The sequence below is a fragment of the Nitrosospira sp. NRS527 genome (assembly GCF_018406445.1).
GTDB lineage: Bacteria > Pseudomonadota > Gammaproteobacteria > Burkholderiales > Nitrosomonadaceae > Nitrosospira > Nitrosospira briensis.
Window position 1 is genome coordinate 2,619,012 of record NZ_AP024515.1, and the last position, 25,534, is coordinate 2,644,545.

Annotated in this window: 20 protein-coding genes; 9 read left to right on the forward strand and 11 right to left on the reverse strand. The window is 56.7% G+C overall.

What is annotated here, in order from left to right:
* Positions 1-46: 46 nt before the first annotated feature.
* A complete protein-coding gene (gene cysG / locus KJS40_RS11730) occupies positions 47-1,522 on the reverse strand; it encodes a siroheme synthase CysG (RefSeq protein WP_213537955.1) in 1,476 nt (491 codons plus the stop codon).
* Between the two features lie 373 nt (positions 1,523-1,895).
* Between cysG and KJS40_RS11735 the strand changes: the two genes are divergently transcribed.
* The 6 genes from KJS40_RS11735 to scpB all read left to right on the forward strand — a co-directional run bounded on the left by KJS40_RS11735 (position 1,896) and on the right by scpB (position 7,029).
* Positions 1,896-2,738 (forward strand): 3',5'-nucleoside bisphosphate phosphatase, encoded by an 843-nt coding sequence (locus KJS40_RS11735; RefSeq protein WP_090458025.1) that lies wholly within the window; start codon positions 1,896-1,898, stop codon positions 2,736-2,738.
* 171 nt (positions 2,739-2,909) lie between these two features.
* Positions 2,910-3,542 carry an L-threonylcarbamoyladenylate synthase gene (locus KJS40_RS11740; protein WP_213537957.1) on the forward strand — a complete coding sequence of 211 codons (633 nt, stop codon included), beginning with the start codon at positions 2,910-2,912 and terminating at the stop codon, positions 3,540-3,542.
* Positions 3,535-4,182 (forward strand): site-2 protease family protein, encoded by a 648-nt coding sequence (locus tag KJS40_RS11745; RefSeq protein WP_213537959.1) that lies wholly within the window; start codon positions 3,535-3,537, stop codon positions 4,180-4,182. The genes KJS40_RS11740 and KJS40_RS11745 overlap by 8 nt, the downstream gene beginning before the upstream one ends.
* 51 nt (positions 4,183-4,233) lie before the next feature.
* Positions 4,234-5,436: a tryptophan--tRNA ligase gene (locus tag KJS40_RS11750; RefSeq protein ID WP_213537961.1), complete on the forward strand. Its 1,203-nt coding sequence runs from the start codon at positions 4,234-4,236 to the stop codon at positions 5,434-5,436.
* An 89-nt stretch (positions 5,437-5,525) separates the two neighbouring features.
* Positions 5,526-6,335, forward strand: coding sequence for a ScpA family protein (locus KJS40_RS11755; protein WP_213537962.1), 810 nt, complete (start codon positions 5,526-5,528; stop codon positions 6,333-6,335).
* Complete coding sequence (gene scpB, locus KJS40_RS11760) at positions 6,301-7,029, forward strand: SMC-Scp complex subunit ScpB (protein WP_213537963.1); 729 nt, start codon at positions 6,301-6,303, stop codon at positions 7,027-7,029. The genes KJS40_RS11755 and scpB overlap by 35 nt, the downstream gene beginning before the upstream one ends.
* Positions 7,030-7,089: 60 nt before the next feature.
* On the opposite strand, the gene KJS40_RS11765 is transcribed toward scpB, so the two are convergent.
* From KJS40_RS11765 to KJS40_RS11795, 7 genes are all read right to left on the reverse strand, one after another.
* The gene (locus KJS40_RS11765; protein WP_213537964.1) at positions 7,090-9,183 is read right to left on the reverse strand and encodes a CopD family protein; all 2,094 of its coding nucleotides are present in this window, start codon (positions 9,181-9,183) and stop codon (positions 7,090-7,092) included.
* Positions 9,180-9,590, reverse strand: coding sequence for a copper resistance CopC family protein (locus KJS40_RS11770; protein WP_244859582.1), 411 nt, complete (start codon positions 9,588-9,590; stop codon positions 9,180-9,182). The genes KJS40_RS11765 and KJS40_RS11770 overlap by 4 nt, the downstream gene beginning before the upstream one ends.
* Positions 9,591-9,803: 213 nt before the next feature.
* Positions 9,804-10,385: a hypothetical protein gene (locus tag KJS40_RS11775; RefSeq protein WP_244859584.1), complete on the reverse strand. Its 582-nt coding sequence runs from the start codon at positions 10,383-10,385 to the stop codon at positions 9,804-9,806.
* 114 nt (positions 10,386-10,499) lie between these two features.
* Positions 10,500-11,042: a hypothetical protein gene (locus tag KJS40_RS11780; RefSeq protein ID WP_244859586.1), complete on the reverse strand. Its 543-nt coding sequence runs from the start codon at positions 11,040-11,042 to the stop codon at positions 10,500-10,502.
* 278 nt (positions 11,043-11,320) lie between these two features.
* Positions 11,321-12,571 carry a methane monooxygenase/ammonia monooxygenase subunit B gene (locus tag KJS40_RS11785; RefSeq protein ID WP_213537966.1) on the reverse strand — a complete coding sequence of 417 codons (1,251 nt, stop codon included), beginning with the start codon at positions 12,569-12,571 and terminating at the stop codon, positions 11,321-11,323.
* Positions 12,571-13,395: a methane monooxygenase/ammonia monooxygenase subunit A gene (locus KJS40_RS11790; protein ID WP_025042266.1), complete on the reverse strand. Its 825-nt coding sequence runs from the start codon at positions 13,393-13,395 to the stop codon at positions 12,571-12,573. Before KJS40_RS11790 ends, KJS40_RS11785 begins: the two co-directional genes overlap by 1 nt.
* Positions 13,396-13,658: 263 nt before the next feature.
* Complete coding sequence (locus KJS40_RS11795) at positions 13,659-14,468, reverse strand: methane monooxygenase/ammonia monooxygenase subunit C (protein WP_053111335.1); 810 nt, start codon at positions 14,466-14,468, stop codon at positions 13,659-13,661.
* A gap of 1,023 nt (positions 14,469-15,491) precedes the next feature.
* Between KJS40_RS11795 and KJS40_RS11800 the strand changes: the two genes are divergently transcribed.
* The 3 genes from KJS40_RS11800 (at position 15,492) to KJS40_RS11810 (ending at position 20,261) form a co-directional block, all read left to right on the forward strand.
* Positions 15,492-17,693, forward strand: a complete 2,202-nt coding sequence (locus KJS40_RS11800; protein ID WP_213537968.1) for a primosomal protein N' — start codon at positions 15,492-15,494, stop codon at positions 17,691-17,693.
* Between the two features lie 237 nt (positions 17,694-17,930).
* Positions 17,931-19,343: an argininosuccinate lyase gene (gene argH, locus KJS40_RS11805; RefSeq protein WP_213537970.1), complete on the forward strand. Its 1,413-nt coding sequence runs from the start codon at positions 17,931-17,933 to the stop codon at positions 19,341-19,343.
* Positions 19,344-19,376: 33 nt separating this feature from the next.
* Positions 19,377-20,261 carry a fructosamine kinase family protein gene (locus KJS40_RS11810; RefSeq protein WP_213537972.1) on the forward strand — a complete coding sequence of 295 codons (885 nt, stop codon included), beginning with the start codon at positions 19,377-19,379 and terminating at the stop codon, positions 20,259-20,261.
* 8 nt (positions 20,262-20,269) lie between these two features.
* On the opposite strand, the gene KJS40_RS11815 is transcribed toward KJS40_RS11810, so the two are convergent.
* The 3 genes from KJS40_RS11815 to KJS40_RS11825 are packed head-to-tail and all read right to left on the reverse strand — an operon-like array spanning position 20,270 to position 25,528.
* The gene (locus KJS40_RS11815; protein ID WP_213537974.1) at positions 20,270-21,880 is read right to left on the reverse strand and encodes a peptide chain release factor 3; all 1,611 of its coding nucleotides are present in this window, start codon (positions 21,878-21,880) and stop codon (positions 20,270-20,272) included.
* A gap of 10 nt (positions 21,881-21,890) precedes the next feature.
* Complete coding sequence (locus KJS40_RS11820) at positions 21,891-24,023, reverse strand: dipeptide ABC transporter ATP-binding protein (protein ID WP_213537976.1); 2,133 nt, start codon at positions 24,021-24,023, stop codon at positions 21,891-21,893.
* Positions 24,020-25,528 (reverse strand): ABC transporter permease, encoded by a 1,509-nt coding sequence (locus tag KJS40_RS11825; RefSeq protein WP_213537978.1) that lies wholly within the window; start codon positions 25,526-25,528, stop codon positions 24,020-24,022. The genes KJS40_RS11820 and KJS40_RS11825 overlap by 4 nt, the downstream gene beginning before the upstream one ends.
* Positions 25,529-25,534 lie beyond the last annotated feature (6 nt).

Here is a 25,534-nt window from a genome sequence, read left to right on the forward strand (position 1 = left end):
ATGAGAAAATTTTCATACGGCGCTATGCGCGTCGCTAATTAGCACCCTACTTCTTTTTATTTGCTGCAACCTCGCCAGCATGCAGATCGCTCTCTGGCTCGAACCAGGCAAGTTTCTGGTGCAGTTTCACGACTTCACCCACGATGATGAGTGTCGGCGGGATGAGATTGGCGGAAGTGGTGAGATCGGGAAGTGTCTCCAGCGAACCAGTCAGTACGCGCTGTTTGTGAGTGGTTCCCTGTTGCACGATTGCGGCTGGGGTTGTAGCCGGCAGACCATGCGCGATCAGTTGGCGGCACAATACGGGCAATCCAAGCAGCCCCATGTAGACGACAATAGTCTGATGTGGCCGCGCCAGCATCGGCCAATCCAGATCCACGCTGCCGTCCTTGAGATGGCCGGTCACGAAAACGCATGACTGAGCATAGTCGCGATGCGTGAGCGGGATACCGGCATAAGATGCCGCCCCGGTTGCCGCCGTGATGCCCGGTACGACTTGAAAGGGAACGCCCTGGCTGGACAGGGTTTCGATTTCTTCGCCGCCACGGCCAAAGATGAACGGATCGCCGCCTTTCAGCCGCAGCACGCGCTTGCCTTCTTTCGCCAACCGTACCAGTAACTCATTAATGGATTCCTGCGGCATGACGTGCTTGCTGCGTTCCTTGCCCGCATAAATACGCAGCGCATCGCGGCGCACCATATCGAGTACTTCGGGCGAAACCAGGCGATCATACACCACCACGTCCGCTTGCTGCATCAGGCGCATCGCTCGAAAAGTCAGCAATTCCGGATCTCCCGGCCCGGCGCCTACGAGATAAACTTCTCCCTGCATCTCTTCCCCGGCCTCTCTCTTTCCTGCACCGTCAGCCTCGTTTTCCAGCAGACGCTCCAGGTAAGCCCTGGCTGCCTGATCCCGGCCGGCAAAAATCATCTCCGCAAACGGTCCCTGCAGTGCACCTTCCCAGAATCTGCGCCTTTTCTCGGGGCGCGCGAAACTTGCTTTCACCCGATCGCGGAACTCCGCTGCGTAAGCCGCAAGACGTCCATATGCCGCGGGTATCATGGTTTCGAGACGGGCTCGCAGCAATCGTGCCAGCACCGGGGATGCACCCCCGCTCGAAACCGCGACTATAATAGGCGCCCGGTCTATGATCGATGGCATGATGAAAGAGCATAAAGCGGGGGAATCGACTACGTTGACAGGGATATGCAGCCGTCCGGCGGCCTCCGATACGTTCCGGTTGACTATGGGATCGTCGGTAGCGGCAATGACCAGGACGGCATCACGCAGATGATCTGCCTGGAACGTCTCGGCGCGATAGATAATCCTGCCCTGCTCAAGTTGCCCGCGCAGCGCCCCATTGAGTTGTATCCGCAGATCCGCGCCGAGCTGTGGAGAAACCAGCGTGATATGTGCACCCGCACGCAACAGCAACGCGATCTTGCGTGCGGCCACTTCGCCGCCGCCGATTACCACGCAGTTACGGTTTCTGATGTTGAAAAAAATCGGTAGAAAATCCATTTGTTCCATTTGAGTTCGACAATTGTATCCTCGTACTTTACCTGAAAATGCGTATTAAATGAGCTAACCGATAAGTTCGAGCTATAGCTGCCGGGACGAGCCCCCCGAAGAAGCGCTTTATCGTTTTTGGGCGTTTTGGGCATGGAACCATTTCAAGCATATGGAATCAGTGCACCCATAGTTCAGGAAGACCTCACTTTCGCGGGAAAGATGTTACCGCTGCTTAGTTACTGATTTTGCTGCCATGAGTCTGCGCGCACGCCTCCGGCTGAAATACAAGCTCCGCATTCTTTTTGATTCTTTTCCGAGGTTCATTTTTCATACCCTTCCTTATTTGCTATGATGCGTCTCTTGCTTCGCGCGAACCGGCTTCATGCTCAACATTGATTTACATTGTCATTCCACGGCTTCCGACGGCTTGCTGACGCCCACACAACTGGTGGAGCACGCAGCCACGCAAGGGGTGGCGGTGCTGGCGTTGACCGATCACGACGATGTGGCTGGACTGGATGAAGCCCGTCGGGCTGCGGTCGAGAAAAACATCATCTTTATCAATGGGGTGGAAATCTCCGTTAACTGGCGCGGCCAGACCCTGCACATTGTCGGGCTTGGCATAGACCCGGAACACCCGCAACTCGCGCAGGGCCTGACTTCGATACGCGAGGGCCGGACGGTGCGAGCCGGCAAAATCGCGGCGCAGCTCGACAAATTCGGCATTCACGGCAGTCTTGAAGGCGCTTGCGAACATGCCGGCAATGGGCACCTGATAGGTCGGCTGCACTTCGCACGCTTTCTGGTCCAGCAGGGTTACGCCAAGGACGTCAGATCGGTCTTCAAAAAATATCTTGTCAAGGGCAAACCCGGGTATGCACCGCATCAGTGGGCACCCTTGAGCGACGCCATCGATTGGATACGCAACAGCGGTGGCAGAGCTGTGATTGCCCATCCTGGCCGTTACAAACTGGGCAAGGGTGCATTGGACGAGCTGCTGCTTGAATTTCGTACCCTTGGTGGAGAAGCGATTGAGGTTATCACCGCCAGCCATACGCCGGAACAGTCCATGCTGTTTGCGCGCCATAGCCAGCGGCTGGGTTTATTAGCTTCGCGCGGCTCGGATTTTCACGGACCGGGCGAGAGCTATTTCGATCTGGGCCGGATGCCGCCACTGCCCGATTACTGCAAGCCGGTATGGCATGACTGGAAAGTAGCGGCGTGATGGGCGAGTTGTATGTTCGCCACGCTCGAAGCAGATGCATATTGGAAGATGCAATGACATCTCAGCGACTTTTGTTTGCATCCTGGCGGTCGACAATTAGTAATTGGACCTGCCTGAAGCATACGATTTTTTTTGGATGCCCTAAAATTATAATTAAAAACTGTTTCTCACGTGGCCCAATTCTTTTCCATTCACCCGGCTAACCCTCAGGTACGCCTGATACGGCAGGCAGCAGCTATCGTACGCGCAGGGGGTGTCATCGCCTACCCTACCGATTCGTGTTATGCACTGGGGGGCCAACTGGGCGACAAGAACGTCATGACACGCATTCGCGCCATTCGGCAAGTGGGTGAAGACCATCACTTTACCCTGATGTGCCGCGATCTGGCCGAAATTTCCCGTTACGCAAAATTCGATAATCGCGAACACAGGTTGCTCAAGGCCAGCACGCCCGGCAGTTATACTTTTATCTTCCAGGCAACGCGAGAGGTGCCGCGCCGCTTGCTGCATCCGAAACGCAACACCATCGGTGTGCGGATTCCCGATCATCCCGTGGTTCAGGCGTTGCTGGCGGAGTTGGATGAGCCGTTGTTGAGTTCCACCTTGATATTGCCCGGGGATGAGCTTCCCCTGAATGATGCGGAGGAAATCCGCGCGCGGCTGGAGCACCATGTCGAGCTGGTGCTGGACGGCGGCGCATGCGGCCTGGAGATGAGTACCGTGGTTGATTTGACCGGGGATACGCCAGAAATTACCCGGCAAGGCAAGGGCAGCCTTGAACCTTTCGGAAAGATACATGGATAGCATCATCCAGAGTATTGCCATTTATGCACTGCCGGTAATTTTTGCCATTACGCTGCATGAAGCCGCGCATGGGTATGTGGCCAAGCATTTTGGCGATCTCACCGCCTATTCACAGGGACGCGTCAGCCTTAATCCGCTGCGGCATATCGATCCCATCGGTACAATTCTGCTTCCCCTGGTAACGCTGTGGCTGGGCGGCATCCTGTTTGGCTGGGCCAAGCCGGTACCGGTCAACTTCGCGGCATTGCGCCGCCCCAAGCAGGATATGCTCTGGGTAGCATTGGCTGGGCCGGGTGCAAATCTTTTCATGGCGCTGGTGTGGGGGTTCATGATCAAGGTTGGCCTCGATCTGCCTGAGAGCGATCTCTCGACGCCCCTGATTTTGATGGGCGAAGCAGGTATCAAAATCAATGTGGTATTAATGGTGCTGAATCTGCTGCCTCTACCGCCGCTGGACGGGGGCCGCGTGGCGGTGAGCCTGCTGCCGCCCCATTTGGCGCAACATTTTGCAAAGATTGAGCCTTACGGTTTTATGATACTCGTGCTGCTTTTGATAACTGGCGTATTAGGTGCGGTGATCGGACCTTTTATCGCCATTACAATACAGTTGGTGGCTTGGGTATTTGGATTCGAAGTGTAGTGAACGGTTGACCAGGAATTCTGGCCAAAGATAATCGAGGGCAAGTAAAGTATGTTCGCTGATCGGGTTTTGTCGGGGATGCGTCCCACCGGTGCCCTGCATTTGGGGCATTACCACGGCGTGCTGAAGAATTGGGTAGAGTTGCAGCACCAGTTTGAATGCCTGTTTTTTGTTGCCGACTGGCATGCTCTCACGACTCACTACGATACACCGGAAGTGATCGAGAAACATGTCTGGGATATGGTGATAGATTGGCTTGCCGCGGGCGTGGACCCGGCACAGGCAACATTGTTCATCCAGTCGCGGGTGCCGGCGCACGCCGAACTGCATTTGCTGCTCTCGATGATTACACCGCTGGGTTGGCTGGAACGCGTGCCCTCTTATAAGGACCAGCAGGAAAAATTGTCTGAGAGGGAACTGAGCACTTACGGCTTTCTGGGTTATCCCCTGCTGCAAAGCGCGGATATTCTCATTTATCGCGCCACGCGCGTGCCGGTGGGCGAGGATCAGGCGCCGCATATCGAGTTTACCCGCGAAATTGCCCGTCGCTTTAACCACATATATGGCAAGGAAGCGGGATTCCGCGAGAAAGCGGAGGCGGCAATAAAAAAACTGGGTTCAAAAAAATCCAGGGTCTATCGTGAGTTACGAAATCGCTACCAGGAGCACGGCGATCAACAGGCGCTAGCCGCGGCGAAATCATTGCTGGACGAGCAGCAGAATGTGAGCCTGGGTGACCAGGAGCGATTATTCGGATATCTCGAAGGTGGCGGAAAAATGATTCTTTCCGAACCGGAAGTGATGCTCACTCTCGCTTCAAAAATGCCGGGGCTGGATGGACAGAAGATGTCCAAATCGTACAATAACACCATCAGCTTGCGGGAGGATCCCGCCAGTGTGATAAAGAAAATTCGCACCATGCCGACGGATCCGGCACGTGTCCGGCGCAGTGATCCTGGCGACCCCGCCAAATGCCCGCTGTGGCAATTCCACCTGGTCTATTCGAGCGAGGAAACCAAAAGATGGGCGCAGGAGGGTTGCGTAAGCGCCGGTATCGGCTGCCTGGACTGCAAGCAGCCTGTCATTGATGCGATATTGGCCGAACAGAAGCCCATGCATGAACGCGCCCGGATGTATGAGGAAGATCCCAGCCTGGTGCGGAACATCATCGCCGATGGGTGTGAGAAAGCCGATAGACTGGCTCAAGAGACCATGCGGGATGTCAGGGAAGCGATGGGGCTGGATTACTCTTGAGAGCGTCTCAGCGACTTTTCATGGGTCGATGTAGTGTCTGTAGCGAGATGGAATAGCAAGCACATGCAGAGCGCGTGCGGATATTCAAGGTGAACGATTCTTCTTACCCTCCCATCACTAATTCGGTTGCGAAGATCCACGGTGAACCGCTGGCCGAACTGCCTTCGGATTTGTATATCCCGCCGGATGCGCTGGAAGTATTTCTCGATACATTTCAGGGACCGCTCGATCTGCTGCTTTATCTTATCCGCAAACATAACCTGGATGTGCTGGATATTCCCATGGCGGAGCTTACGCGGCAATATATGGGCTACATCGAAATGATGCGGGCTAACAAGCTGGAACTGGCGGCAGAATATCTCCTGATGGCCGCGGTTCTGATTGAAATCAAATCTCGTATGCTGCTGCCGCTGCCTGTTTTGCTGGCTGAGGAGGAAAGTGACCCGCGCGCTGAACTGGTGCGGCGTCTTCTGGAATACGAACAAATGAAACTCGCGGCGCAGAGACTCAATGAGTTGCCGCAAGCCGGACGTGATTTTACGGTAGCTGGAATCCAGATTGATCAAGCGGTGATTGAGTACTTGCCGGAAGTCAGCGTGGATAATCTCCGTGACGCCTGGCTTATGCTGATGGCGCGCTCCAATGTGAATCGGCGGCACCATATCACTCGGGAAGAGCTTTCGGTTCGGGCCCATATGAGCCGGATTCTGCTTCAATTACAGGGACAGAACTTTGTCGAGTTCAACGAATTGTTCAATTCTGCTGCCGGGGTGCCGGAATTGGTGGTAACTTTTCTAGCGCTGCTGGAACTTGTCAGGGAAAATCAGGTGGAGGTAAGTCAGCCTCGCACTTTCGGGATTATTTATGTCAGGCCAATCAGTGCCCTCATCGTCAGTTAGTATCGCAGAGGCGTCCAATCCTCGGGGAATTAAACAAATTCTGGAGGCGGCGTTACTTACCAGCCAGGACCCGTTACCGTTAGTGGAACTGAAGAAGCTATTCAATGGGGAACTGAGTGCGGAAGTTCTGCGTCGGTTGCTCGAAGAGTTGCGCCAGGACTGGGAGGGGAAGGGAGTGGAACTGGTGAGTATTGCCGGTGGCTGGCGCTTCCGTGCCCGGCCGGAGATGCAGGAATTTCTTGACCGGCTTAATCCCCAGAAACCGCCACGATACTCTCGTGCGGTGCTGGAAACGCTTTCCATCATTGCGTATCGCCAGCCGGTAACACGTGGCGACATCGAGGAAATACGAGGTGTTGCTGTCTCGGGGCCTGTGCTCAAGGCGCTGGAGTCGCGTGGCTGGATAACAACTGTCGGGCATCGCGACGTCCCCGGCCGACCGGCCTTGTACGCAACGACCGCGGGTTTTCTCAACGATTTGAATCTGTGTTCCATTGAGGAGTTGCCACCCTTGGAAGAATTGGGATCGCTGATCGAACCTGAAGGCGCCATGGAAATGACGTCGGATCAAGTTCTGGCTGCCCCTCCGAACTCTACCGGGTCAGGGACGTCCCTTTTGCAAGCTTCGCCGGTATCACAAGCCCCACCAGTCCCTCAGACGGCCCCGGCGCCTAAGCCGGGTGAGCAAAAATAACTTTTGCAACGGGCGCTTGTGAGCGCCAACCCACCAAACAGTGGAACCAGCCGGTACTGATCAATGCACATGATCCCCCGGCGGAGGCAATATCTCCTTTTCCCGATTAAGCTGAGCGACCTGTTGCATCAGCATATCGGTATTTGACCAGCCCGGGCCATCCGCATCCGGAATCCAGCGCGCGCGCAGATAACCGAAGCGGTCCACCAGGAACTCCATGTGCGGCGGCAAGGTGCCCTCCCCCAGCAGATCGGCCTTGTTCAGCGTCCGCCGAAACAGCTTATAGCTCTGCACAATCTCGTGCGCGCCGTCGACCACCAGCGGTAAGGGTACATTGGCCTGGATCTGCTCCAGCTCGTGCGAATCCGGATCGTCCTCCGGCACCGCCAGCAACACCGTATTGGCCGCGGCCAGCCTGGCATCGAGATCACGCAGCTGCGCCAGCCGCTCACGCGACTGCGGCCACGAGAACAGCACCAGCAGCACATTCTTCTTGCCGCGGAAATCCTTCAGGGTGCCGCTTGCGCCATCCTGCGCGGTATAGGAGAAATTGGGCGGACCCATGCCAGGCTGCGGCTGTTCCGGCTTGACCTGCGGGCTCATCAGGCGTGCCTGGTAACCGCGCGACATGGCATGCAGGAAATTGACCACGTCCCAGCGGTCCTCCTCCGAGAGCCTGTCGGCAAATTCGGGCATGCCGGTGCCGGGAATGCCGAAGGAGAGCCAGTGGAAGAAGTCGCCGGCGGTATGCTTGGCGGTGTGCGGCTCGGTGAGCATGTCCACCGGCGGCTTGGCGAAGCTCTTGGCCATCACGCCGTTGCCCTTGCCCTGGGCGCCGTGGCAGGGCACGCAGTTCTCGGCAAAGTGGGCCGAGCCGTTGGCGATGGAAATGGTATCGAACGGCACCGGCGTCTTGCGGTAGGTTTCCGGGTAGGCGTCCACCGCCAGGGGCGGCAGGCCCACGCCCAGGGCCACGGCGGCCAGCAGGAGCGGAATGCCCAGGCGGCGCTTCATGTCCCATTTTTTGGTGCGCCCGAACGCGATCGCCGCGCCGGCGGCGGCCAGCAGCGCCAGGCCGCTCCAGACGCGCAGCATCACGCTCGGGTCGCCCCAGGTGGCGGCCAGGGAGAAGCGGAAGGAGTAGGGCCAGTTCTGGATGATGGCGTGCTTGGCCGGGACGGTATTGGCGACGATGGTGGCCAGCAACACGATGCCCAGCGCGATGACGAATTCGAAGCTGACCCACTTGCGCAGCCGGTGCCCACCGGCCGCGGCCAGGCCATCGGCGTGCTGGGCCAGCAGCGGCAACCAGCTGCGCGCGCGCGCAGCGATGACGAGCACCACCAGCAGCAGGGCGATCTTGCCGTTGAGCAGCCAGCCGTATTCGGTGGCGACCAGGGCGCTGTAGCTGCTGTCGACCATGCGGTAGGTGATGAAGATGCCGGTGGCGATCACCGTCAGCATGACCGGCAGGGCCATGGTGGAGAAGCGCTTCAAGGCGAGCGCGTCGGCTGTGGCCGACGCTTCGCGCGCGTGGAACACGGCATGGATGCGCTGGATGGCGGGCGTCCGGATGCCGGAGCGCGTGTCGCCGGGACGCGCGTCGTTTGCCTGCGGCACGTCGCAGCTGAAACAGACCACCAGGAAGGCCGGCAAGGCGCCGAACCAGACGCTGGCCATGATGATGTGCAAGGCGTAGGGCAGTACGGACAGGAAGGACAGGTCTTCGGCGGCGGCGTGGCTGGCGAGCGCGCCCACGGTCAAGGTGGCGGAAGCGACGGTGGCGCACAGGATGTATTGCCATCTTGCCGGGGGGGAGACGCGGATATAGAGGGCGATGGCGCAGACGAGCGCGGCGCAGGCGGCGCGCCCTGCCCAGACGTGTCCCATGTGGGTATTCTGCACGAGCGCGAGCCAGGCCTGCGGATGCCAGGCGTTGGCGTCGATGCCGGTGGCCTGGGCCGTGGTGGTGGCGAGGATGCCCATCAACCCGGCCAGGAGGATGAGCGCGAGCCAAGGCAGCGCCCGCTCCAGGCGGCCCACCCAGGGGGAGTGGATGGAGCCGGCAATGGCCAGGAAGACGCAGCTTCCGACCAGGATCATGTTGGACGCAAGCTGTGACCAGCGCAGCAGCGTCGCGATGACCTCGATCATTTGGCGGGTGTTTTGCTCTTTACGGTGAAGTCGTAGGACGAGTCAACCACGTGGCCGTCCACCGACAGCACCCGGAACTTTACCGTGTATTTGCCGGGCGCCAGTTGCGACAGGGGCAATACGATGGCTTTGCGGTCGTCCTCGGCGATGTGCGGCCGGATGTCGGTGACCGGTGCCTTGGCGGCGTCCAGCACGGTCAGCGAGGCATAGTCCTTTTCGATTTCTTCGTTGAACCAGAGCCGTACTTGCGTGGGGGTCTGGGTGAGCTGCGCCCGGCGCGGCGGTTCGGCCTTGACCAGCATGGCGTGCGCCAGGACGGGGGTGCTGTGCAGCCCTGCCCCCAGTGCCATGAGCAGGATACTGCCCATCATGACCTGTTTGAGGGAGGGAATCATGATCGATTGCATTCTTGGCTCCTCTTCGTGTGCCACGCCACGAGGGTGGGTGGGCAGATTGATCTTTTCTGTCTTTTTTGGCTTTTTATCCGGACCATATTATTGTTATCTGAACCTGTTACTTAGACTGTATGGCTCCGGTTTGGTTCGGGCGCTGCCCCGGCGGCAATCGCCGCCGGCTTATTCCATTATGCTGCCGGGTTGGCTACTTTGGTTGGCTACTGCTCAGGCGGCACCGGCAGTGGTGGATTTGCGCCCGCGCAGGAAGAAGACGCCGGCACCGACCACAATGACGGCGATGGCGCCGATGAGATAGGGCGAGGTGCCTTTGGGTTCGCCCACGGAGAAGGGGAAGCGCGAGATGTACTCCTCCTTGCCGGCGACGGTGACCAGGCCTACGAATTTGCCGGGCTGGGTGAAGTCGTATTCGAAGTTGATGGAGCCGTTGGGGTAGACCTTGGCCGGGATATGCAGCAGGGTGATGGCGTCCAGGTTTCCCTCCGCGCCGGCGGCCGCGCCGGTGTCGCGGATGATGCGCACTTCGGTGGGCAGGGGTCGCAACGCTTCTTCAATGTAGTCGAGGGCGACGACGGTGCGGCCGACGGCCGGGATGTCTTCGCAGAATTCTTTCTCCTGGGTGCTTTCCGGCTGGTAGCCGGTAAAGTGCATGGTATAGGGGCCGATGGTGAGTTTGCAGATGTCGTCGGCCAGGGAGAGTCCGCCGTGGGCGTGCACTTGGGTGGACAACGGCAGGGCCAGGCCCAGCATCAGGCCCAGGAGGGCGGGTTTGAGAGAGGGTAAGGACATTATCAAGGTCACCTATAAGAAATGATGAATCGTCGATCCTACGGCCCGATACTCAGGTTGCCGCCGGGGCTGTCCGGGTTGTCCGGGTTGTCTTTGTTTCGTCGTTTTCGTGGTCTACGGGCGGCGCGAGGCACGCCAGCGCTGCATGCGCTTGGATTTCATGAGCTTGTATCCCAGCAGGATCAAAAGCAGCAGGGCGATCAGCGGCCCGACCGCGGTGCGGAATATGTTCGCGTAGTTGATCATCTGTACCCGCAAGGGGTACTGGTAGCGCAGGGGCGGCAGGCCTTCGGCGGTGATGATGACGGTGTACAAGCCCTGGTCCAGGCTGGTCTCGCCCTTGATCACGCCGTCGGGGTGGTAGCTTGGCCGCAGGTAGCTTACGGTCTCGTCGTCGGTTTCGCTGGTACCTCTGACGACGCGCATGCCGATGGGCATTTCGCGCAGGGCCGGGTCGATCAGGTCGACCACCAGGTAGGTGTCTCCGCTCTTGGGGATTTCGGTGCAGTATTGGGCGCTGGGCTCAAATTGCGGCTGGTAGGCGCTTAAGTGCACCATGTTCTCGCCAATGCGGCGCACGCAGCTGTCTTCTTCCAGCGAGACTTTTCCGTGCGCGCCTGCCGCGCCGGCATAGAGCGCCGCGGTCAGGATGAGCATTGCCTGTGTTACTTGCCTAATCACAAACGGGTTCTCTCCGCGTTGTTCGTTGTTACGAAGTTACAAGATTCACTGTTTCAGCTAATCGCCACTTGGGCGGGCCTGCCGTTCGTCCGCGGGCGGGAGGCCTGCGGGCTGTCGTCATGCCGATGCTGCTTTGCTAATTCTACTATTTTTATGCTGCATAAAAAACACCGATCCACCTTTCCGTCTGGCGACGGCGGCGGACCGGTGTCAATGCCTTGCGGGACGGGGCTAGGCCTTGCGTCCCATGCGGCTTAGAGCTTGGTGAAGACCGGTATGACGGCGCCCGCTATGCTGTTGATGTTGCGATCGCCACTATCGCTCCATGTCATGAGCAATCCGCCAAAACGGCTTTCCGGGTCGCCCAGCAAGGCCATGAGCCGCTGTACTTCCCACAGTGCGTCTTTCGCTTCCATCTTCACTTCACGGGTCTCGCCCGGCTGTATCGGGGTCTCGTTGTCAAACGATAAGCCGGTGGCCACGAGTTCCTTCGGATAGTTGCGGTCCATGTGCTTCAAGCCCACTTTGTTGATGAACCGGATGCCGGCCGTGGTGAATTCGCCAATGCGGTAGGCTGAATCGCCGCTGTTGGTGACGCTCATGGTAACCCGCAGTGCCCGCCCCGGTACGTCGTAGTTGGCGTGGGTCACTTTGATGGAGATGGGGTTGGGTTTCACCGGCAACGGGGCAACCTTGGATTCACCCGCCTGGATGGGCACGGTGTAGGGATGCTTGTTTTCGGTGTAACGGTAGCCGCCCCATACGAGCCCAATGGTGGCAAGCAGTACGATCCAGGCCACTTTGGTGTCCATCGGGTCCAGCAGCAGTTCGTCGCCGTAGGCCAGCAGTACGCGGCTGCGCGGCAGGAACATGGGCCGGGCAACGTAGTAGCCGATCCAGAAGATGCCCAATCCCATCCACAGGGCGTGCCAGAAGAGGCCGTTGCCCAGGTTGAAGGTTTCGGTATCGATGGTCTCGCCTGTCAGCAGTTTGACGGGGTTGGTGAAGTCATCCCAGCTGCCGGTGATGTTCATCCAGGCGGCGGGGCCGGCAATCGGGCCTGCATCCTTGATGTTCAGCATGGCGTGCATGTGATGGCGACCCGGGATGCGGGCTTTGAGCCTGACTTCGAAGGCGTAGTCGCGTCCGATTTCGAGCGGGCCGGCAATCATGGTCGGTTCGCCGTTCAGCTTGGTGGAGAGGCGTACGAACACGGGGCTGGGGCTGCCGACGTTGAAGAAGGCGCGGCCCGGTTTGCCAACAGCGCGCGGCCAGTCTTCGGCCAGGTGAAATTTGCCGGTCATGCTGGCCAGGTCGTTCACTTTGGTGGTCTCAGGTCCCCATTTCATGTCGTACCACTGGATGGTACGCATGCGCAGGAAGGGTTCCTGGGAGCGTTCGCCGTGGGCCTGGGCCGGGGTGACGTCGAGCATGAAGGTCATGCCCAGGGCTGCCATGCCGCACAGGCCGGTCAGGCTGCGCTTGATGAGGTTGTTGAATTCCATTATTTGATCCCCTCGGGAAAGCCTTCTTCGCCAAATGCAGTGACGTCGTTTTTCATGGTGACGCGGCCACGGGCCCCTTTGACGTAGAAGAATGCGGTGCAGTAAAGTTTGCCGAAGTACCACCAGAGGCAGAACATGAGCATGGAGACGAAGGCGGCAAAGAATGAGGCGATGACGGTGGTGTGGCCGCCAAAGGTTCTGAGTGAGCCTTGTTCGATGTTGCGTACGTACTCGGGGGTGCCGGTGCGAACGTACAGGAAGCCGGTGTAGTCAGCAACGGACAACAGTACGCCTTCCGCTACCAGCGGCAGGTGGGTCGGGCCAAAGATGGGCCAGTTACCCGGGTAGAACAGGAGTCCGAATGCGCCTCCGCCGACTAAGGCTGTGATCATCCAGTTGCGGGTGAGCAGCATGACGGTGTCCATGACCAGTGCGCCCGGTATCATGGTGGAGGGGAAGACGAAGCTGATGGGGTAGTGCGACCACCAGTAGAAGCCCCAGTAGCGGGTCAGCCATTCGCCGGTCAGCAGGCAGACGACGCAGAGGGTGGCGCCAAAGGGCAGCCGGTAGTTGACCCACAGGTAGTACATGATGGCGGCGCAATAGGTGATGCCCACGATGGGGGTCACTACCGGCCACCATTGGCGGTCTTTCCAGTCCAGCCAGAAGTCCCAGTCGCCTGCCAGCAGCATGAAGTGCATGTGGTAGGTTCCAACCAGAAGGATACATAGAATCGGGAAATATACCGCGTCTATCATCCTGGACATCTTTACTGCTTCCGGCGGCATCTTGGCCGCCTTCAGTATTTCATCGGTTCTGCTCATCGCACCCTCCCCTCAAATGTCTACGATCTTAATACGTGAATGATGTGTTGCTGTTGCGTGTTGCTTGGTGCTGCTTGTCCTCTTTCCGCCCCAGCTTGTTTTTTTTGGGCTGGGTCTTTGTTCGCCGCAGCGGCGGTAGCGGCGGGCCGCTCTGCCGTCGGGTTGCGGCGGCAGAGCGGCCCAAGGTTCCTCAGGGTTCCTCGAGTCCGGGTGGTGCCAAATCAAAAAGACCGGCTGAACTTGGGTTCAGCCGGTCTTTCAGGTTACGGTACGATCCGGTTGTTGAGGATGACTTTGCTTTGGCCATTCCAGACGACGTCGGTCAGGTTGGAGTAGCGGGTGATGATCTGTGCTGCGATCCCGCCTGCAAACAGTCCCGACCAGCCCAGGATGACGAAGCCCCAGTGCAGCGGTGCGCTGAAGAGTTCTTCCATGAACCAGAAGGCATGACCCCATTCGTTCAGGCCTACGTTCGGCAGGATCATGAGCGGTCCGGCAATGGCCATGACGAGCGGGAACGAGGTGCCACGGGAGTACAGCGGCAGGCGGGTCATGGCGTACAGGTAGCTTGCCACGCCGCAGACGATGTACATGGGGAAGGAGCCGTAGAACACGACGACGTGGCTGGGGGTGAAGCTGGTGTCGCGGATGATGACCTGGTGCCAGGAGGCGTCCTGCTCGGTGAAGAAACTGCCGCCCCAGTATACGCCAAACAGGTAGACGCCCAGCCACATCATCCAGTAGAAGTAACGCTTGACTTCCAGTTTGGGGTCAAGGTTGTCCAGGTTGGTGTCGCGGGTCTTCCAGATCCAGCCCCAGGTGATGAGGGCAAAGATCGGCATGACGATCATGTGGACGCGCCACAGTCCCATCCATACTTTTTCAAACTCGGGTTCCATGGAGTCCATGCCGTGCGAGTAGGCGAAGGTCCGTTGATACCAGACCCAGAATATCGCTACCAGCAGCATGGTGATGAGCCCGAATTTGTACCACCTCGAGTCATACCACTCCGACATGTCGTAGTCGCGGCCGCTTGCCTTGGCGTGACCCGACGTTCCTAGTGTTGTTGCCATGTTGTTTCCTCCTGTTGCCTTGTTTCGTTGATCAAGTGCTGCGCGCTCTACCGGCTTGTCCTGCCCCTCTGTTCCTGAACTTGCCTCTGTTCCTGAACTACTCTACGCCGGTAGAAACTTCGATAATTTGTTGCTGTCCTGCTTTCCTTCAATCTGGTGTTGCTCGTTTTGTCTGGTTTACTGCTCAATACTTCGGGTGTTGCTTGATTTCCGGTGTTGCTTATGCTGCGGATGTTGCTCGATACGGTCCAACTTGTTTCATGTGTTTCTCTATGCCTGCGTTTCTGAATACGGTGTTACCAATACGTTACATACCCATAACCCCATAAAGACTATCCCCGAAGATGCACTAAGTCAAGCAGTTTGTCGGGGCTACAATAGAGCAAATCTTATAGCAATTTCCATGCCAAATTTGTTGGGGTTTACATACATTCTTCGCTCATACTGATCTTTATTTGAAACTTAAAAAAAGTAAAATTTGAATTCAGTCTGTTACCGCAAAACTGCATGAGTAGCATCGGCTCAACTTCTGCTACGGCTGTGCATTGTTATTTCTGCAAGCATATCCCGTGCCAGCCTTTATATATATTTGATATCAATAACTTGTGACTTATTCTCGAATTTTACGCAAATAACTGTAAAAAAATCCGACATTTCAAGTAAATGACTAGGTGTGGATGAGCTTTGAATAATCGCTTTTCATGCCGCGGATCATATCCGCCTTGAATTGTTCCAAGTACGGTATGCTTTGTTTGGATGTGCGCGCAACGATTACAATTTTTTTGGCCTCCTTTTGACCTGTGTAGACCGCCAAAACAGGCTGCCAAAAACCCCATGGACGAGAAACGAGCAGAACAGCATTGAATGCACGTAAAGGTTTTATTTATCAAGCAGGCTGGACGGGTCTCTGCTCAATGTTCAAGCTGCCGTTGCGTCGAATCAGCAAGAACCTGGCATGCTGTATTTCCACGATTCTTGCAACGCCAATAAACTCAAACTAGTTTTCAATACACTCTTTCCCGCATGCCCATCGTACGCGTCGCGCTTGATGTTCCCCTGAATATTCTGTTCGATTATCTTGCACCGGATACCGAGATAACGGCGCAAGATATCGGCAGGCGCGTGCGCGTTCCCTTCGGAAGAAATACGAAGACCGGGTTGATCATGGAAGTGACTACTCACTCTTCTGTGGACCCCCTCAAGCTCAAGCATATTACCCATATATTCCGGGATATTCCCTCTCTGTCCCCGGCATTGCTTGATCTATTTCATTTCTGTAGCGAGTACTATCATCATCCTCTGGGGGAGGTGGTCATGAATGGACTGCCGACCCGGTTGCGCAGCAATAAACCTTTTACGCAAAATTTTCCATCTGCATTTCACTATTGCCTCACCGCAGCGGGGCGCGCCGCCGACACCTCGGCGATTCCGGCCCGCAGTATCGTCAAACGAAGACTTTTAGCAAAACTGAGAGAATCGGGTGCAATGACCGGCAGTGAGGCAAAGCAATTCTCGCAACGGGCTCCCAAGGCGCTGAAGGAACTGGTAGCGCTCCGGTGGGTTGAAGAAATACCCATTATTCCTTTCGAAACTTCGGCTTCCGGTGTCAAAACGGCGCCGGTGCCCATCCTTACCCCCGCGCAGCAAAATGCCATCGATGTGATTACTCCAGAAATAAATGCGTTCAATACGTGGCTGCTGCATGGGGTTACCGGCAGCGGGAAAACCGAGGTATACCTGCGTCTGATTTCGCTCCTGTTGCGGCAAGCGAGGCAAACACTGGTGCTCGTTCCTGAAATCAATCTAACACCACAACTGGAGGCCGTCTTCCGTGCGCGCTTTCCAGCGGTGAAGCTGGTAAGTCTCCATAGTGGGCTCAGCCCTTCCGAACGTGCCGCCGGCTGGCTGCAAGCGCAGCAGGGGGATGCGGAAATAATATTGGGCACTCGCCTGGCGGTATTCACGCCATTGCCAAAGCTTGGGCTGCTGATAGTGGATGAGGAACAGGACGCCTCATTCAAACAACAGGATGGCTTGCGCTATTCTGCGCGAGATATCGCCATCTTTCGTGCTAAATATGCCGGTGTGCCGGTAATACTTGGCTCCGCCACCCCGTCGCTCGAAAGTTATTACAACGCCATGTCTGGCCGCTATCTCCGGTTAGGGCTGCCGTCGCGTGCGGTGAAGAACGCTGTCCTGCCAATGGTCCGCTGTATCGACACCCGAGCTGTAAAAACCAAAGAAAGCTTTTCCGAGCCTGTGATCGCCGCTCTTGAGAAGTGCCTTTCGTTAAACCAGCAAAGCCTGGTTTTCATCAACCGGCGTGGTTATGCGCCGGTGCTGCTATGCAAGTCATGCGGATGGACGGCGGTCTGTCACCGCTGCGCCAGCCGCCTGGTCGTGCACCTGCGCGAGAAAAAATTGCGTTGCCATCATTGCGGCCATCAGGAACGATTTCCCGGCTTCTGCCAGGAATGCGGGGATCAGGACATTGCCCCCTTCGGGCATGGCACCCAGCGGGTGGAGGCTGCGTTGATCCAACGTTTTCCCGACGCTCGAATCATGCGCATAGATCGCGACAGCACAAGCCGAAAAGATGCATGGGGGCGAATGCTGAAAGACATTCAGGAGCACCGCGTCGACATTCTGGTCGGGACGCAAATTCTCGCGAAGGGGCACGATTTTCCTAATTTGTCGCTAGTGGTCACCCTGAATTCCGACGCCTCGCTGTTCAGTACGGATTTCCGGGCCTCGGAGCGCCTGTTCGCGCAATTGATGCAAGTCGCGGGCCGAGCCGGACGTGCCGATATCCCAGGAGAAGTACTGATTCAAACCGAGTTTCCGGACCATCCGCTGTATCACGCACTACGGCAGCATAATTACGACCTGCTCGCACAAACGCTGCTGGAAGAAAGAAAGACGGCGGGGTTCCCACCATTCGTCTATCAGGTTTTATTGCGTGCCGAAGCGCCCAGAATCGATGCCGCGCTGGATTTTCTTGCCAGCGCGGCATCGATAGCGAAGGCACCAAAGCAGGTTGAAGTATTCGATCCGGTTCCGGCGCAAATGTCGCGCCTGAAGGGAATGGAACGCGGCTATTTACTAGTACAATGCAGGTCGCGTAAAAAATTGCAGGAATTCCTTGCCGGATGGCGGATAAAACTCGACGCACTTCCCAGCTACAAAGTGCGATGGACCTTGGACATAGATCCGCTTGAGTTCTGAACCTGAATGATCCTTTTTATCACCACCCCAAGAAACATTCCTGCAGAACATTCTTTGCTGGCCTTGTTACGGATACCAGAGATCATAGATTCCCACGTGCTTCGACGTAGCGGATGGCTATAGAAGGTCCCGGGCAGGTCTTTTGATTTATACTCGTCATTTTTCAACCCCTATAACGAGGAACGGCCTGGCAAGGCTATGCATTTCCTTGCACTTCCTTCCTGATGAGTGAAACAAATGGCAGCCTCAAAAAAGACCAATGCACCGGTTGAAAAAAACATGAACACATGGTCGGGCCGATTCAGCGAGCCGGTTTCCGAGTTGGTGCAGCGCTACACCGCCTCGGTGAGTTTCGACCGGCGCCTGGCGGAATACGACATTCAGGGATCTCTTGCTCACGCCCGAATGCTCGCAGCGGCAAACATTATTGACGCGGATGACCTGGCGGCTATCCAGCTTGGCTTGGGCCAGATCCGGGAGGAAATCCGCTGTGGCGAATTTGTCTGGCTGCTGGAACTGGAGGATGTACACCTCAATATCGAGAAACGCCTGACTGCCCTCATTGGCGATGCCGGGAAGCGGCTGCATACGGCACGATCACGCAATGATCAGGTGGCTACCGATATACGTCTCTATTTGCGCGCTTCAATCGACGACATTATCAGCCTCATCCATGCAATGCAGCACGCCTTACTGGATCTCGCGGAAAAGCATACCGATACGGTGATGCCGGGTTTCACGCATTTGCAGGTGGCGCAGCCGGTCGTCTTCGGCCACCATCTCATGGCATATTTTGAAATGCTGAGGCGCGATGTCGAACGATTATCCGACTGCAGAAAGCGCGTGAACAGATTGCCGTTGGGCGCGGCGGCGCTGGCAGGGACCAGTTATCCGATCAACCGTGACAGGGTGGCGCAAGAACTGGGGTTCGACGGCGTTTGCGAAAATTCGCTGGATGCGGTTTCCGACCGGGATTTTGCCATCGAGTTCTGTGCCGCTGCAGCACTGATCATGACACATCTGTCCCGATTATCCGAGGAACTGATTTTATGGATGAACCCATCGTTCGGCTTCATCGATCTCGCCGACCGGTTCTGCACCGGTTCATCCATTATGCCGCAAAAGAAAAACCCCGATGTACCGGAGCTGGTACGCGGCAAGACGGGGCGTGTCAACGGCCACCTGGTTGCACTGCTTACCCTGATGAAGGCGCAACCGCTCGCTTACAACAAGGATAATCAGGAAGACAAGGAACCCTTGTTCGATACGGTAGATACGCTCACTGACACGCTGCGTATCTATGCTGACATGCTGACCGGGGTTCATGTCAACCAGGATGCAATGTATAAGGCCGCGATGCGTGGTTATGCCACTGCGACTGACCTGGCGGATTACCTGGTGAAAAAAGGGCTGCCTTTTCGTGAAGCGCATGAAACCGTCGCGCAGGCAGTGCGCTTTGCCGATAACAACGGACGGGACCTGGGCGCGCTTACCTTGCCGGAATTGCAACAATTCTCGCCGCTCATCGAGGACGATATCTTCGCTGTACTGACTCTGGAAGGCTCCGTCAACAGCCGCAACCATATCGGCGGAACGGCGCCGGCACAGGTAAGCGCAGCCATCGCCCGCGCAAGGAAATGTCTATCCTGATAAAGCGGCCCTTCAAGCGGCCACCTGCTACATATGCCTGCCTGGTCTGAAATCTCGGCACAGATCAGTCGCTCCACCGGTATTCCTTTCGCCGTCGAAACCATTTCTTCCGTTGGCGGCGGCTGTATCAATCAAACGCATCGGATCGAAGGCAACGGTCAGCGATTTTTCGTCAAACTGAATAATGCCGAAAGCCTGGCGATGTTTGATGCGGAAGCGGCAGGCCTCCAGGAAATCCACAATACCCGCGCGTTGCGCGTTCCCATGCCGATATGCTGGGGGAACAATACATCCGAGGCATGGCTGGTGCTGGAATATCTGGAGATGGGCAGGGCTTCTCGCGGCAGCGCGGCAGCCCTGGGCGCGGGGCTTGCCGCCATGCATCATTTCGCTTCCGGGAAATTCGGGTGGACGCGCGATAACACGATTGGCGCCACCCCGCAAATCAATCAATCCTGTGCCAACTGGATTGATTTCTGGCGTAGACACCGTCTGGGTTATCAATTGCGGCTCGCCGGCGTTAATGGCTACACCGGAAGGCTACAAACGCAGGGTGAGCAACTGTTGGAGAAGCTTCATTTCTTTTTTCCAGGACCGCAACCGGTTGCGTCACTATTGCATGGCGACTTATGGAGCGGCAACCATGGCTTTGATGACGCAGCCCAGCCAGTGCTATTCGACCCGGCTGTGTATTATGGCGATCGCGAGACGGATATCGCCATGACCGAACTTTTCGGCGGTTTCTCCGAGGCGTTTTATGCCGCTTATCGGGAAGCCTATCCACTTGACGCCGGCTATGAAACGCGTAAAACGCTTTATAACCTCTATCACATACTGAACCATCTCAATCTGTTTGGCGGCGGCTATCTCCATCAGGCACAGCAAGCGATCAGCAGACTGCTTGCCGAAGTCAACTAAACGTTATTTCACCTGTCGAGATGAGTCTGGAATAACAATCCGGCATGCTCTCGCATTCGATGGAACTGAATATACTTCCAGCTTTCCTCGGCTACGCTCAGTTCCGCACCATATGAAGCCAGGAAAGTCGGGGCATCGACGACGTCATAGGCTATCCGGTGCGCATTGGTATCGATGAACCGCTTGAGCTCGCGGGAGTCGTCCGCAGTGACCCAGCGGGCCAACTGGTACTTGGCAGGCGCGAGCCGGGCATCGACGCCATATTCATGCTTGAGCCGGTGTGCTACCACCTCGAATTGCAAAGTACCTACCGCACCCAGCAGCAGCGTCCCGCCCCAATGAGGACGAAACACCTGAATCGCACCCTCCTCGCCCAACTGTGCCAGTCCCAATTTGAGCTGTTTGCTGCGCATCGGATCGGCGAGCTCGACCGTCTGGAAGATTTCTGGCGCGAAAAACGGCAAGCCCGTGAATTGCAATCGCTCGCCTTCGGTCAATGTATCCCCTAGCTGCAGTGTTCCATGGTTGGGGATCCCGATGATATCGCCGGGATAGGCGATATCGAGCAAGTCGCGCCGCTGGGAAAGAAACGACACCACGCCGTTGGTGCGGATATCCTTACCGTTACGCACAATCCTCAAGTTCATGCCGCGATCGAACCGGCCCGAGCAAATCCTCACAAAGGCGATGCGATCCCGGTGAGCTGGATTCATATTGGCCTGAATCTTGAAAACCACCCCTGAAAATCTCGGTTCACCCGGCTGCACCTGCCGCTGCAAGGCCATACGCGATCCGGGCGACGGGGCAAGATTAACCAGCGCATCAAGTACTTCTCGCACGCCGAAGTTATTGATGGCTGAGCCAAAAAATACGGGGGTCTGCTGGCCGGCGAGAAAAGCCTCATGGCTGAATTCGGGTGAAGCGCCGCGTATCAGTTCGATTTCCTGCTGCATGGTAGCGGCACCATCCGCAAAGCGTTCTTCGAGTACCGGGTTATCCAGCCCTTTGATGATCTCGTCTTCATCATCCAGCCTGTCGGACCCAGGCTGAAAAACGCGCATGCTATCGCGCTGCAGGTCGAATACGCCTTTGAAGCTGCGGCCCATGCCCATCGGCCAGGTAAAAGGCACGGCGGCCATGCCCAGCGTTTGTTCGATTTCATTGATAAGATCGAGCGGTTCACGCACTTCTCGATCCATTTTATTCACGAAAGTGAGGATGGGTGTGTTACGGGCACGGCACACCTCCAGCAGACGCAGTGTCTGGGCTTCGACACCATTGGCGGCGTCGATCACCATCAGCGCGGCGTCAACGGCGGTCAAAACGCGATACGTGTCCTCGGAGAAATCCTGGTGGCCGGGTGTATCCAGGAGATTGATGACGCAATCGCGGTATTCCATCTGCATCACCGAACTGGCCACCGAAATACCTCGTTGCTTCTCGATCTCCATCCAGTCGGAAGTGGCGTGTCGGCTCGCTTTTCGCGCCTTGACGCTGCCTGCGATGTGAATGGCGCCCGCAAATAGCAGCAACTTCTCGGTAAGCGTCGTCTTACCGGCATCCGGATGAGAAATTATGGCAAACGTGCGACGCCGCGCCACTTGCTGACCGACCATCATGAGTTTTTCCTTATGCTTGTGATTCGAGGTGCGCTGCTGAGTCTTGTTCCTGGGGATAAAGATAACAGTGCGCGGTATGCGTTGGGCTGAATGAACTTGTCGCTGGGTAAATTTCGCGGCAAATTGGCATGACGTGGGGGCAACGAGGATGAAAGTGACAACCGGCCGGCGGATTAGCGGGTGAAGGAAGGTCTCCGTGAAGTCGGATAATATGACGTTTCGATTCAAGCTCGATCACAGGAATCGCCGACATCAGCGCCTGAGTATATGGATGCCTGGGACTGATCAAGACTTCGTCCACGCTCCCGCGTTCTACAATTCTTCCAAGGTACATGACCGCCACTTCATCCGCGAGATATTCAACTACGGAAATATTATGAGTAATGAATAGATAGGCCAATCCCAGATTGTCCTGCAATTCGTTCAACAGGTTCAGAATCTGGGCTTGAACCGATACGTCCAATGCGCTGGTAGGTTCATCGCATACGATCAGCTTGGGGTTAACGGCCAGAGCACGTGCGATGGCGATACGCTGACGCTGGCCGCCGGAAAACTCATGTGGATAACGCCATTTTGCTTCTGGCGGCAACCCCACACTTTCCAGCAGGGCATCGACTTTATTTCTCTTCGCGACATCGGGTTGATGCTTCGCACCGTTTGCTTTGTTGTCGTCTTCGACATTCAGGGCATTCATGCCCTCTTCGATGATGTCGACAATGCGCATCCTCGGATTGAGCGATGAATACGGGTCCTGAAATATAAGCTGGAATTCGGAACGTAATTTCCGCAACCGTTTGCGTTCCAACCCGACCAATTCGAGCCCGTTATAACGCACGCTGCCGCTGGATAGCGGGATCAACTGCAGGATACCCTTGCCGACTGTCGTCTTCCCGCAGCCCGATTCTCCCACCAACGCCACCGTCTTGCCCAGGCCAATTTCCAGCGACACGCCATCTACCGCTTTGACATACCCCACCACCTGTTTCATCAAGCCCTTACGGATGGGAAAGTAAACTTTCAGGTCATTGGCGGACAACAAGCATGAATGGGAAACACGAGATTCGGGATTTGATGTGATCTGAATATTGGACTCATCCGCGCGCCCGGAGTTCAGCGCCAAGACCTCCGGTTCCGCATCCCTTAGCCCTTGCTCATTAACTTGTGATCCCAGGTTCTGATTGAAAAGATGGCACCTGACGTGGTGTTCGCCAGCTAACGCCGTCCACCCCGGCGCTACGTCATGACATAATCCCCAAGCCTGATCACAGCGGTCGGCAAAACGGCAGCCTACGAATTCACCTGACAATGGCGGCACATTTCCGCTGATCGCCGCCAACCGCAAGCCCTGCCGGCGTCTGTCCCGCCCCGGCAGCGAAGCGAGTAATTTTCGCGAGTAGGGATGCGCGGGTTCGCGGAAAAAATCTTCGCGCGTCGCCGTCTCTACCATTTCCCCGGCATACATTATTCCCACCCGGTGCGCCATTTCCGCCGCCACACCAAGATCGTGAGTAATCAGCAGGATAGCCATCCCCTCACGTTGCTGCAAATCACGCATGAGATTGAGTACCTGGGCCTGAATGGTAACATCCAGGGCAGTAGTCGGCTCATCGGCGATGAGGAGTTCCGGTTCTCCCGCCAGCGCCATTGCTATCATCATTCGCTGCTTCATCCCGCCCGAAAACTGGAAAGGGTATTCGTTCATGCGCTGCGATGCGTCGGGGATTCCTACCTCATTCAAAAGTTCGTATATGCGTTTTTGCGCGGCCGTGCCGCGTAAATTGAAGTGCCGCCGCAGGACCTCGCCAATCTGCTGTGCGACGGTCATTACCGGATTCAGGCTCAGCATCGGCTCCTGGAAGATCATGCTGATGCGCTTTCCGCGAATACTGCGCATCGCGGTCTCCGGCAGCAGAAGAAGATCCTCTCCATCGAGCTTGACAGAACCCGCTACGATTTCACCTATCTCCGGCAGTAACCGCATGACGGACAAAGCAGTCATGGATTTGCCGCAGCCGGATTCGCCCAATAGGGCGAAAGTCTCGCCTCTCATGACTTGCAGCGTAAGCCCGTCCACAGCCCGCACCAGCGTTGCCTCCGTATGCAGAATGGTTTCAAGGTTGCTGATTTGCAGCACGGCGCTCATGAGGAAAGGGGGCCTTCGATTCCGGCGGAAACCGGTTTGGCTTTCGGTGCTTTCCCAATTTTTTTGCGCCGCAATGTGCCAATTTTTGCCGACAAGGTTCTCACGCGTGGGTCAAACGCATTCTGTACCGCATCGGCAAATAGATTAGCGCTCAACACCAGCGCAAACATGAAGCTGAAAGCCGCGAGCAAGGCCCACCATACCACTGGCTCACGCGCCATTTCCAGCCGCGCGGCATTGATCATGGTCCCAAAACTGATCGTCGACGGATCAACCCCAACACCGACGTAAGACAATACGGCCTCCGCGAGAACCAGGCCGCTGAAATCCATGACAGTCGTAATGAGCACGATATGCATTACGTTAGGAAGAATGTGCCGGCTGATAATGCGCCAATGGGAAACACCAAACGCGTGAGCCGCCTGTATATACTCCATTTCGCGCAACTTCAATGTCTCGCCGCGCAGTAGACGGCACAGGCCGGTCCAACTCGTAACCCCGAGTATGATGCAGAGAAACAGCAGGCGCAGGTCCGCCCGCGCGGCAATTGTATCGAACAGCTCAGGGCGGGTCTCGATATAAACCTGCATCATCAATACCGCCGCCGCGATGAGCAAAACACCCGGAATCGAACTCAGCGTCGTATAGAGGTATTGAATCACATCATCTATCCACCCCCGGAAGTAGCCCGCCGTAATACCCAGAAGCAGCGCAAAAGGGAGCATCATCAACGTTGTCAGGGTTCCGATCACGAGTCCAGTGCGGATGCTTTTGAGCGACTGGTAAAAAACGTCCTGTCCTACCTTGTCGGTACCTAATATGTGGTAATTTCCGCACAATGCCAGCGCGGCACCGCTGAGCAATAGTATCAGCAAGAGCACGATAGCCACTGCATTCCACGGGATTGCGGTAGCGCCACGCGAGATGGCGGAAAGCGTCGACATGAAGGTCTCGCCACTGCGGCGCGCCACCCAGGCAGCCAGCAACGCCAGCAGCAGGCACCAGACGAGTAATCCCAAGCCTCCGCCCGCTACGGCTTTCGACGCGACATCGGTGACAAGCTGCGCTTCCGGATCCTGCAAATGCGCCCCGCCGAATTTCAGCCGGGGAAATTCCCGTGTTTGCCTGCCATCCGGGAGCTCCACTGTTTCTCGAGCGTAAAGGTGCGCGGCAAAGGGCGCTGAATAGGTCTTTTCCACGTGTACGCGCAGGGGGGTCGCGATCAGATCGAGCAGACTCAACACTTCAACGCTGTAAGCCTGCTCACCGGCGCCGCCGTTGGCGTTTCCCACAGCGGGACGTAAATGCACCGTATCGAGTAGCCCGATAATGATAAAGAACATCAATACCGTGAGCGCTGCCATGCCGCTCGCACTGTGACTCACGCGCCGCCATGGGACAAGAAGATGCGGGTTTCGCCGTACATGCCAGACGAATATGAGTACTACTGCCACAAGCAGATAGACCAGCGCATCTGTCCAGAGAACTACAGGTTTGAAAGCCATGTCTGG

Bases quoted from the DNA above. Each gene is read 5' to 3' on its own strand.
- cysG (WP_213537955.1), bottom strand. From the start codon at position 1,522: ATGGATTTTCTACCGATTTTTTTCAACATCAGAAACCGTAACTGCGTG.
- KJS40_RS11735 (WP_090458025.1), top strand. From the start codon at position 1,896: ATGCTCAACATTGATTTACATTGTCATTCCACGGCTTCCGACGGCTTG.
- KJS40_RS11745 (WP_213537959.1), top strand. From the start codon at position 3,535: ATGGATAGCATCATCCAGAGTATTGCCATTTATGCACTGCCGGTAATT.
- KJS40_RS11750 (WP_213537961.1), top strand. From the start codon at position 4,234: ATGTTCGCTGATCGGGTTTTGTCGGGGATGCGTCCCACCGGTGCCCTG.
- scpB (WP_213537963.1), top strand. From the start codon at position 6,301: ATGTCAGGCCAATCAGTGCCCTCATCGTCAGTTAGTATCGCAGAGGCG.
- KJS40_RS11765 (WP_213537964.1), bottom strand. From the start codon at position 9,183: ATGATCGAGGTCATCGCGACGCTGCTGCGCTGGTCACAGCTTGCGTCC.
- KJS40_RS11770 (WP_244859582.1), bottom strand. From the start codon at position 9,590: ATGCAATCGATCATGATTCCCTCCCTCAAACAGGTCATGATGGGCAGT.
- KJS40_RS11775 (WP_244859584.1), bottom strand. From the start codon at position 10,385: ATGTCCTTACCCTCTCTCAAACCCGCCCTCCTGGGCCTGATGCTGGGC.
- KJS40_RS11780 (WP_244859586.1), bottom strand. From the start codon at position 11,042: ATGCTCATCCTGACCGCGGCGCTCTATGCCGGCGCGGCAGGCGCGCAC.
- KJS40_RS11785 (WP_213537966.1), bottom strand. From the start codon at position 12,571: ATGGAATTCAACAACCTCATCAAGCGCAGCCTGACCGGCCTGTGCGGC.
- KJS40_RS11790 (WP_025042266.1), bottom strand. From the start codon at position 13,395: ATGAGCAGAACCGATGAAATACTGAAGGCGGCCAAGATGCCGCCGGAA.
- KJS40_RS11795 (WP_053111335.1), bottom strand. From the start codon at position 14,468: ATGGCAACAACACTAGGAACGTCGGGTCACGCCAAGGCAAGCGGCCGC.
- KJS40_RS11800 (WP_213537968.1), top strand. From the start codon at position 15,492: ATGCCCATCGTACGCGTCGCGCTTGATGTTCCCCTGAATATTCTGTTC.
- argH (WP_213537970.1), top strand. From the start codon at position 17,931: ATGGCAGCCTCAAAAAAGACCAATGCACCGGTTGAAAAAAACATGAAC.
- KJS40_RS11810 (WP_213537972.1), top strand. From the start codon at position 19,377: ATGCCTGCCTGGTCTGAAATCTCGGCACAGATCAGTCGCTCCACCGGT.
- KJS40_RS11815 (WP_213537974.1), bottom strand. From the start codon at position 21,880: ATGATGGTCGGTCAGCAAGTGGCGCGGCGTCGCACGTTTGCCATAATT.
- KJS40_RS11820 (WP_213537976.1), bottom strand. From the start codon at position 24,023: ATGAGCGCCGTGCTGCAAATCAGCAACCTTGAAACCATTCTGCATACG.
- KJS40_RS11825 (WP_213537978.1), bottom strand. From the start codon at position 25,528: ATGGCTTTCAAACCTGTAGTTCTCTGGACAGATGCGCTGGTCTATCTG.